The following is an 8,872-nucleotide window of genomic DNA, read 5'->3' as shown; positions in this document are numbered from 1 at the left end:
TCTTTTTTGTAAACTACTTCATTTTTATTTTTGTAAATACTGTCAGAGGGAACACAGCCCCTTACAGAAGAAAGAGGATAAATATTGCTGTTTCTTCCGATCACGGTACCTGGATTCAGTACGGAACCGCATCCTACCTCCACATGATCTCCCAGCATAGCTCCGAATTTCTTAAGTCCTGTCTCAATTTTTTCTTCCCCGTCCTTTACAACAACAAGCTGCTTATCTGATTTCACATTGGAGCAGATAGAACCGGCTCCCATATGGGACTTATATCCCAGAACAGCATCTCCCACATAATTGTAATGAGGAACCTGTACACAGTTAAAAATCACCACATTTTTCAGTTCTGTGGAATTTCCCACCACACAGCCTTCTCCTACAATGGCATTTCCACGGATAAAAGCGCAGTGGCGGACCTCTGTATCTTTCCCAATGATTGCCGGACCGTTGATACATGCAGTAGGAGCTATTTTCGCCGATTTTGCAATCCAGATATCCCCTTCTTTATATTCATATTCCTCAGGATCCAGTGTTTTTCCCAGCTTCAGGATAAAATCCTTTATCTCAGGAAGAACTTCCCAGGGATAGGTCCTGCCCTCAAAAAGTTCTGAAGCAATAGTTTCATTAAGATCCAAAAGTTTTTCAATGGTAAAATCTTTCATCATAATTATTTTCCTCCTCGTTTTGAAGCTGCAGGCTTCTTATAATTCTCTGCTGCGGCATCAAAAAACTGCCTCAGCGCATACTGATAATTACTGTTTTCTACCTGCGCTGTCCGCACTCTCACAAAATGCTCCAGCTTATCCATATACTCCTGAGAGGTGATACTTCCTTCTGCCACGTAAGTCAGACCTTTTTCCCAGCTTGCAGTAAGCTCCGGATTCAAAAGCTGGCGTATGGAGCAGTTGACCACATCGAAGATCATTTCTCCCAGAAGTGTCGGTGTGATAACCTGTGTTTTTTTGTTCAGAGACAGATACTTGATGGTAAACAGTTTTTTCAGGATCTCTGCTCTGGTGGCGCTGGTACCGATACCGCTTCCCTTTATCTGCGCTCTCAGTTCCTCATCCTCGATCAGCTGTCCTGCATTTTCCATTGCCAGGATCATAGAACCGGAATTGTAGCGCTTCGGAGGTGAAGTTTCTCCCTCCTTGATATTCAGAGAATCCACTGAAAGTATATCACCCTTTTTCAGCTTCTGCAATGCCGCCAGAAGAATCTCATTACAGGAGGTATTTTCTTCTTCCTCCGTATCTGTATTTTTCTCAGATGCCTTTCTGACTGCGAAAGAATTGGAAGCAATCTTCAGATATCCTTCGCTCTGCAGCACACGAAAGGAAGAAAAGAAAGCCTCATTTCCCATCATAGTTGTCAGATTGACTTTCTGATACACTGCCGGAGGATAAAAAATACTCAGGAAACGACGTACGATAGTCTCATATACTCTCTGAGATGTCTGGGACAGGCTGGTCAGGGCATTCAGTCCCTGTCCTGTAGGAATAATAGCATAATGGTCTGTAATCTGCTTATCATTCACATATCTGGTCTTTGCAATATTTTTGCAGGATCCCATTTCCAGTACTTCATCTGCCGCACCATTGATCTGAGGATACCGCCGTAATCCGGAAATATTTTTATAAATCTCCTTTGCCACAGCTGTAGATAATACTCTGGCATCTGTTCTCGGATAGGTAACCAGTTTTTTTTCATAAAGCTCCTGGACAACCCGGAGAGTTTCATCCGGACTGATCTTAAACAGCTTGGAGCATACATTCTGAAGTTCTGCAAGATTAAAAAGAAGCGGTGGATTCTTATTTTCTTTTTTTCGTTCCGCCTTTTCCACACGACAGGACAGCGGCTGATCCTGACTCAAAAATGCAATCAGCTCCTGTGCATATTTCTTCTCTTTGAAACCATTTTCTTTATATAAATACGGCGACTGAAAATACCGGCTTCCCTCTGCTGCTCTCCATTCTCCGTCAAAATGCTCTCCCTCCAGAGAAATACTGTTCAGCACCCGATAAAAAGGTGTTTTTACAAAAGACCGTATCTCCCGTTCTCTTCTGACAACCATTCCCAGAACACAGGTCATGACCCGTCCTACGGAAATAGCCTGGTATTTTGTTTTCAGATAATTAGATACACTGTTTCCATATCTGAGAGTCAGTACTCTGGAAAAATTGATTCCCATAAGATAATCCTCTTTTGCCCGCAGGTAGGCTGAAGCAGAAAGATTGTCGTATTCTGAAATATCCTTTGCCTCCCTTATCCCTCTTAAGATTTCCTCCTCTGTCTGGGAGTCGATCCATACTCGTTTCTGTTTTTTATCATGGACGCCTGCCATCTGTGCAACCAGACGGTAGATATATTCTCCTTCCCGTCCGGAGTCAGTGCATACATAGATTGTATCCACATCCGGACGGTTCAGAAGACCTTTAACTATATGAAACTGTTTCTGAACAGAGGGTATCACTTCATACTTAAATTCACGCGGCAAAAAAGGCAGGGTATCGAGACTCCACCTTTTGTACTTCATGTCATATTTTTCAGGATAACTCATAGTGACCAGGTGTCCTACACACCAGGTCACTACAGAATCCTCTGATTCCAGATATCCGTCTTTTCTCTGTCCGTTGATCTTCAGAGCTTTTGCAAACTCCTGTGCCACACTGGGCTTCTCTGCTATGTATAAAGCTTTTCCCATTACTGATCTGCACTCATCCTTTTCAGAGGCCATGCAAGAAGTACTGCACCGCCTATCATATTTCCAATTGTGACCACCAGCATACTTTTCAGCATTGCTGTCAGGGAAATACCCGGGACTACACATGCCGCTACAGTAAAGATACCCATATTGGCGATGCAGTGTTCAAATCCACTGACTACAAATCCGGAAATACACATGATGATCATCAGGATCTTTGCAGCCTCACTTTTCAGCTTAATTCCGCAAAGCACACCGAGACATACAAAGAAGTTACATAAAACTGCGCGGAAAAACATTTCATTGACAGGAATAGAAAGCTTGGCTCCAATAAAGCCGGCAAAATAATCTTTTGTTCCTGCCGCTCCTGCCCACACAAAAATCAGGGAAAGGATCACGCAGCCCACGAAATTGCCAATATAGCTTATGAGCCATACTTTTCCTGCATCTTTCCAGGAGACCTTTTTATCATAGGCTCCAAATGCCATGACCAGATTATTTCCGGTAAACAATTCTCCACCTACCAGAGAGATCAAAAGAACTGCAATAGCAAACACCACTGCTCCCAGAAATTTCCCCCAGGCCGGTTCCTCTGCCGCAGAAAAAATATTTCCCACAACATTGGAAAAGATCATGGCAACCACAATAAAAAAGCCGGCCATTATGGCTCTCATAAAATACTTACCAAAATCATTTTTTAATAGTTTTGCTTTTGCCGCTGCCGCCCCCGACAGTTTCTGTACATCCTCATAATTCATCTGTACACACCCCTTTCATGAAAGTGGTCTCATTATACCACGATTCCCCAGAGCCCTCAACCTGAAATATTTACGGTCCAAGGGTCTGGGGAATCTTCTTATTTTTTCTTGTTTCTTTTTTTAAGTAACGATGAAATCGTATTATACAGCAGTTTCATGTCTACCGGCTTTGCAATATGACCGTTCATTCCAGCCTCAATAGAGGCCTGCACATCCTCGGCAAACGCATTGGCAGTCATTGCAAGTATTATCATTGATCCGGCTTCCGGATGATCCGATCTGCGTATTTCCCGTGTTGCTTCATATCCATTCATTACCGGCATCTGTATGTCCATAAAAATTGCATCATAGGTTCCAGGCTTTGCCTGTTTAAATTCATTTACCGCCTGCAGCCCGTCTGTCTTTACCGTAAATGTAGCTCCTCGCATCTGCAGAAGTTCCCCAAGGATCTCTGAATTGATCTCATTATCTTCAACCAGAAGAAAATGGCAGCCTGTAAGATCCTCTTCTTCAATTTCTGAAGCCGTTTCCTTACGCTCATCCTTCAAAGACTCTGTCTGCTCAAACTCCAGTTCAATCTCAAATTTTGTTCCTTTCTGAAGCTTGCTGCTTACATGGATTTCTCCTCCCATTAAATCTACGAGCCCCTTGGTAATACTTAATCCCAAACCGGTTCCTTCCACTTTCGTCACCCGGTCACTGCGAATAAAAGGTTCAAATAAATGACTCATAAATTCTTCCGTCATTCCAATCCCAGTATCCTGGATTGTAAAACGGTATCTTACACGATTTTCTTCTTTCGCATTTAATTCTTCTGTACGGAACAAAACCTTTCCGCCTTCCACGGTAAATTTAATCGCATTGCTCAGAAGATTAATCAGTATCTGTTTGATCCTCAATGCATCTCCATAAAACCCTTCATGCTCAAATTTGCCTGTATCGATCTGAAGATCCACACCTGCATTTTCTGCCTGAGAGATCATAATGGAAGAAATGTGGTCAATAATCTCTCCAATTCTTATCGCCTGATGATTCAGGTGGATCTTTGACTGTTCAATCTGGCTCATATCAAGGATATCATTGATCAAACTAAGAAGATGCTGAGAAGAAACGGAAATCTTATGAAGATAATCCTCGATTTTCTCCGGATCGTTCAGATTGGCTAACGCCAGTGTTGTCATGCCTACAATCGCATTCATGGGAGTTCTGATATCATGACTCATGGAAGAAAGGAAATCGCTTTTCACACGATTGGCTTTCTTTGCCTCAGCCAGAGCTTTTTCCAGATCTTCTTTTGTTTTCCGCTCTGCTTCCAGCACATCTGTAACATCCGATCGAATAAAACAAACCCTTTCCAAACGACGGTCTGTCACAAAAACAGTCATATTTTTTGTTCTTATCTCACCATTTTTATCATAAACTGAATAAGCAAAAGAATAGCTGTCCTTGTCTTTCAGACGCTCCAGCATAGCCGTAGGATCCAGCATATCTGCCACATATTTTTGCTGGCTTTCACTGATCGTCTGACTGATAACTTTTTGTGTCCTTTCTGAATTCAGTCCCTTCATTTCACTGATTGTATCATCTCCTCCGCTTACAATCTCATAAGTATCGGAAAGAAGATTAATATTCGCTACCAGATCATAGGTTGCAGAAGACAGCTGCATAAAAATCCTTTCACGGATCGTTTTTTCAGTAATGTCCGTAACTGTAAGGATTCCTGTTACATCTCCGGTATCCGGAGTCTCTACAAGAGTCACTTTAAACTGAACATATTTTCCAGCTTTTTTACCTGGAAGCTGAATATAACAGGGCATGATCACTTCTTTTATCCCTGCATCAAAAGCTTTTTGTGAGGGCTCATTCAAATACTTGGAATAAAATTCCTGACGTTCCTTTTCATCTACGATCAGGGTACCTATTCCGGTAAAAAACTCTTCCCTGACATCTCCAAACAGCTCAAGCAGTCCGGAATCTGTGTGATCTACAATTTCATATATTTTATTTTTTGTGATATTACAATGTCCCAGGATCAGAGCATCCGGTCCTGCCAGCAGATAGTGCTGGTGGATCTGATCGATATACTGCTGCCGAAGCTGCTCCTGCATCTTTTTTTCTGCAGTGATATCATGATAATCTGCATAAACCCTTGCTTCTCCTTTTTCGCTCTGGATCACAGAAAATTTAGCGTTTACCCAGATATAATCACCGGTTCCCTTTTTTAACCGGTACTGCAGTTCATATTTTTCTTTCTTTTCTTTAATGCAGTGATCCAGCGATCTTGCCACATATTCTCTGTCATCAGGATGGACTCCGGAAAGTGCATCTTCCTCATACATTTTCCAGGCTTCTTCTTTTGACATATCTACCATTTCCGAAAACCCGTCTGACAGATATTCCGGCTTCAGTTCCCCGCCAATTTTATGATGTACAACAGCCATTCCGCCTGGCAGATATTTCACAACCATCTGGAAGTACTGTTCCAGACGTTCTTTTTGTCTGTTGCTTTCTACCTCTTCGGTAATATCACGTACAAATTTTACACAGGCAGGAATTCCATCCCAGTCCATTTCCCGCATTCTGGCAGAAAAAAAGCGTCCGTGGTCTTCATAAGTTATTTCTTTGTTTATGTCAAAAACAGAATTTTTGTTTAATGTACAGAATTCACAGGGCTGCGATTTTCCATATAAAATATGATAACATTTTTTTCCCTTCTGTTTTTCTTTTAAACAGCCTTTTTTTAGTTCATTTGCATATAACAGATCATAATTTTCTTTATTGATCACATAAATATCGTCTACCGTCTCCTCTATTATACTTTGAAACAAACGCTTTTCCGGAGATATTTTCTTTAAATCATCTGACATGCCTCTCCCCCATTTTTCTGCTTTAATTGTTTTTATATTTACAGATCATCTGAACATGTTTTTCATAGCATTTTTCCAGTTCCGGCAGAATTTTTGCTGCACCTGTTCCATCTCCCGCCCTCAGGCATTCTGTCATTTCACTGGAAAAATGATATAATTCATCAAAGCTTAAATTCATGCATATTCCTTTAAGTGTATGAACTGCACGAAATGCTTCCTCCATATTCCCGGTCTCCAAAGCCTGAACCATCGTCTGATAGCTGGTATCTTTCAAAAAAAGAAACACAAACTTTTCAATTCGTTCTTCTTTTCGAAGCCGGTCCTTTATGTCTGCATAATTTCCTGCAATCTCCTGATATAGTTGTTCTAATGTCATAATTCTTTCCCTCCGGACTTCTTAGATTGACGGATCAATTGGAGAAATAGCAGTTGGAGCATTTGCGGCACATTTTTTTTCATCATAATAAATACAGCATCCCTGTCCCCTGCGTTTTGCTTCAAATAAGGCCAGATCTGCACAATGATAAAGCTCCCGGTAATCACGCGCAGATATTATCGTGTTTGCTATCCCCATACTCACAGACAGTTTAAACCCGTCATACTCACCTGTCATAGCTGAAAAAATCTTTTTTACAGTCTGTTCCGTGTTTTCATCATACCGTACAAATAACAGAAATTCATCTCCGCCAATGCGGGCAGCAAGATCCTCTTCTTTTATGTTTGTTTCCAGACATTTTGCAAGATATTTAAGCACACGGTCTCCAAATACATGTCCTCGCTCATCATTTGCTGTTTTGAAATAATCCAGATCAAATATAATAAACGCATATTCATTCTCCGGATGTGCATGCAGAATATGCATGATCTCTTTTTTTACATAAGCCTCATTATATAAATTTGTCAGAGGATCTATAGACGCTAATTTTTTCAGACGGAGCAATTCTTTGTCTTCTTCCTGAATATCCAGAATTTTTCCAATGGCACCGCTGTATTCTTTTTGGTCACCCTGTGTCCAAAGCGCACGACTTATAATACGGCTGAATCTTATTTTTCCGTCAATTTTTATTTTTGCTTTGTATTCCACAATAGGTGACTCCGGAGTTGTGCCGCGAAGCAGCCTGTCTAATTCCGTCATCTGTTCTCTGCTGATAATGGATAATAATTCCCTGCTTTCCGAAGGGCTTACAATAAAACGTGGTATTCCAAGCTTTTCTGCCCCCCAGTCTGACAAAGTGAGCATAGGCGGAACCACAGAATACTCAAATTGTATTTCGGATGCCATCGATGCAAAGAATTGAAATTTAATGCGTTCTTCTTCCAGCATACTAAGGATACGATTGGAGGTAGCAAGTTCTTTGTGGGAAAGCAGACGTTCTACTATATTATGAATTTCTTTTTCGCTTGCCTGGTTCAAAGAGTTGATGGTCATTTCCTCTTCAATATGGTCTGAAATTTCGCTGAGACATTCCAGCAGCAGCGGATTAAATGCCCCGCACTGACCATTCAGGATCATATTCAAGGCCGTTTCATGAGAAAATGCTTTTTTATATACACGTTCACTGATCAGGGCATCGTATGCATCTGCCAGTGAAACCGCCTGTGCGGATATCGGAATCTCTTCTCCTTTCAGTCCGTCCGGATATCCCCTTCCGTCATACCGTTCATGATGCCAGCGGCAGATTTCATAAGCCACTTTAACCAATGGTTCATCTTTATGCAACGGCAGATCTTCCAGCATATCTGCTCCTACAGCCGAATGGGTCTTCATAATTTCAAACTCTTCTTCGGTCAGTCGTCCCGGCTTATTTAATATATTTTCTGAGATAGATATTTTTCCAATATCATGAAAGGCCGCCGCCTTGCTGATCATGGATATCTTGGCGCTGTCCAGATTGTATCTGTCTGTTTTTTCTCTCAGCCGTTTCAAAAGTAATTCTGTCATCGTTCCGATATGCAGAACGTGCAGACCGCTTTCCCCATTACGGAATTCCACAATATGGCTTAGGATAGATACCATCAGTGTATTGCTTTTTTCGCTTTCATACATCTGGTCGGCGATCATAGATACCAGTTTTTTCTGCTTGGAATAAAGCATGATCGTATTAATCACTCTCCGGCAGACAATCACTTCGTCAAAAGGGCGGCTGATATAGTCTGTCGCTCCAAGTTCATAGGCCCGCTCCACAACAGAATGTGAATTTTCTGCCGAGATCATAATTACCGGTATCTCTTCAATCCAATGATATCTGCTCATCATTGCCAGTACTTCAAATCCATCCATTTTCGGCATCACAACATCAAGCAATACAAGAGAAATCTTTGTTCCATAAGTATGCAGCATTTGTACTGCTGCAATTCCATTTTCAGCCTCCAGTATCTCATACTGCTCACCAAGCATATCTGCCAGGATCGCACGATTCATCTCCGAATCATCAACGATCAAAATCTTATTGATTTTTCTTTTATCATACATAATCTCTTTTCTTCCTCTCAAAAAGAAGCTCTTAACCTACGCTTTATCTATTTTGAGTGTAACATAA

General features: G+C 41.4%; 6 protein-coding genes. All 6 read right to left on the bottom strand.

Features of this window, described 5'->3' with window-relative positions:
- On the bottom strand, positions 1-665 hold a 665-nt coding region (locus RDS42_RS09150), incomplete at its 3' end, for a UDP-N-acetylglucosamine pyrophosphorylase (RefSeq protein WP_334307435.1).
- Positions 666-670: 5 nt separating this feature from the next.
- On the bottom strand, positions 671-2,707 hold the full coding sequence (locus RDS42_RS09145; protein ID WP_308783393.1) for a DNA topoisomerase: 2,037 nt from the start codon (positions 2,705-2,707) through the stop codon (positions 671-673).
- Positions 2,707-3,465, bottom strand: a complete 759-nt coding sequence (locus tag RDS42_RS09140) for a formate/nitrite transporter family protein (RefSeq protein WP_308783392.1) — start codon at positions 3,463-3,465, stop codon at positions 2,707-2,709. Before RDS42_RS09140 ends, RDS42_RS09145 begins: the two co-directional genes overlap by 1 nt.
- Positions 3,466-3,563: 98 nt before the next feature.
- Positions 3,564-6,332, bottom strand: coding sequence for an ATP-binding protein (locus tag RDS42_RS09135; protein ID WP_308783391.1), 2,769 nt, complete (start codon positions 6,330-6,332; stop codon positions 3,564-3,566).
- 22 nt (positions 6,333-6,354) lie between these two features.
- Positions 6,355-6,708, bottom strand: coding sequence for an Hpt domain-containing protein (locus tag RDS42_RS09130; RefSeq protein WP_308783390.1), 354 nt, complete (start codon positions 6,706-6,708; stop codon positions 6,355-6,357).
- Positions 6,709-6,729: 21 nt separating this feature from the next.
- Positions 6,730-8,805, bottom strand: coding sequence for a diguanylate cyclase (locus RDS42_RS09125; RefSeq protein WP_308783389.1), 2,076 nt, complete (start codon positions 8,803-8,805; stop codon positions 6,730-6,732).
- Between the last annotated feature and the right edge of the window lie 67 nt (positions 8,806-8,872).

The sequence above is a fragment of the uncultured Blautia sp. genome (genome assembly GCF_902497045.1).
Taxonomy (GTDB): Bacteria; Bacillota; Clostridia; order Lachnospirales; family Lachnospiraceae; genus Blautia_A.
Note: the sequence above shows the minus strand (reverse complement) of the source record. Positions and strands in the feature narration are given on the sequence as shown.

Excerpts from the sequence above, each read along its gene's own strand:
- RDS42_RS09145 (WP_308783393.1), bottom strand. The coding sequence starts at position 2,707 with ATGGGAAAAGCTTTATACATAGCAGAGAAGCCCAGTGTGGCACAGGAG.
- RDS42_RS09140 (WP_308783392.1), bottom strand. The coding sequence starts at position 3,465 with ATGAATTATGAGGATGTACAGAAACTGTCGGGGGCGGCAGCGGCAAAA.
- RDS42_RS09135 (WP_308783391.1), bottom strand. The coding sequence starts at position 6,332 with ATGTCAGATGATTTAAAGAAAATATCTCCGGAAAAGCGTTTGTTTCAA.
- RDS42_RS09130 (WP_308783390.1), bottom strand. The coding sequence starts at position 6,708 with ATGACATTAGAACAACTATATCAGGAGATTGCAGGAAATTATGCAGAC.
- RDS42_RS09125 (WP_308783389.1), bottom strand. The coding sequence starts at position 8,805 with ATGTATGATAAAAGAAAAATCAATAAGATTTTGATCGTTGATGATTCG.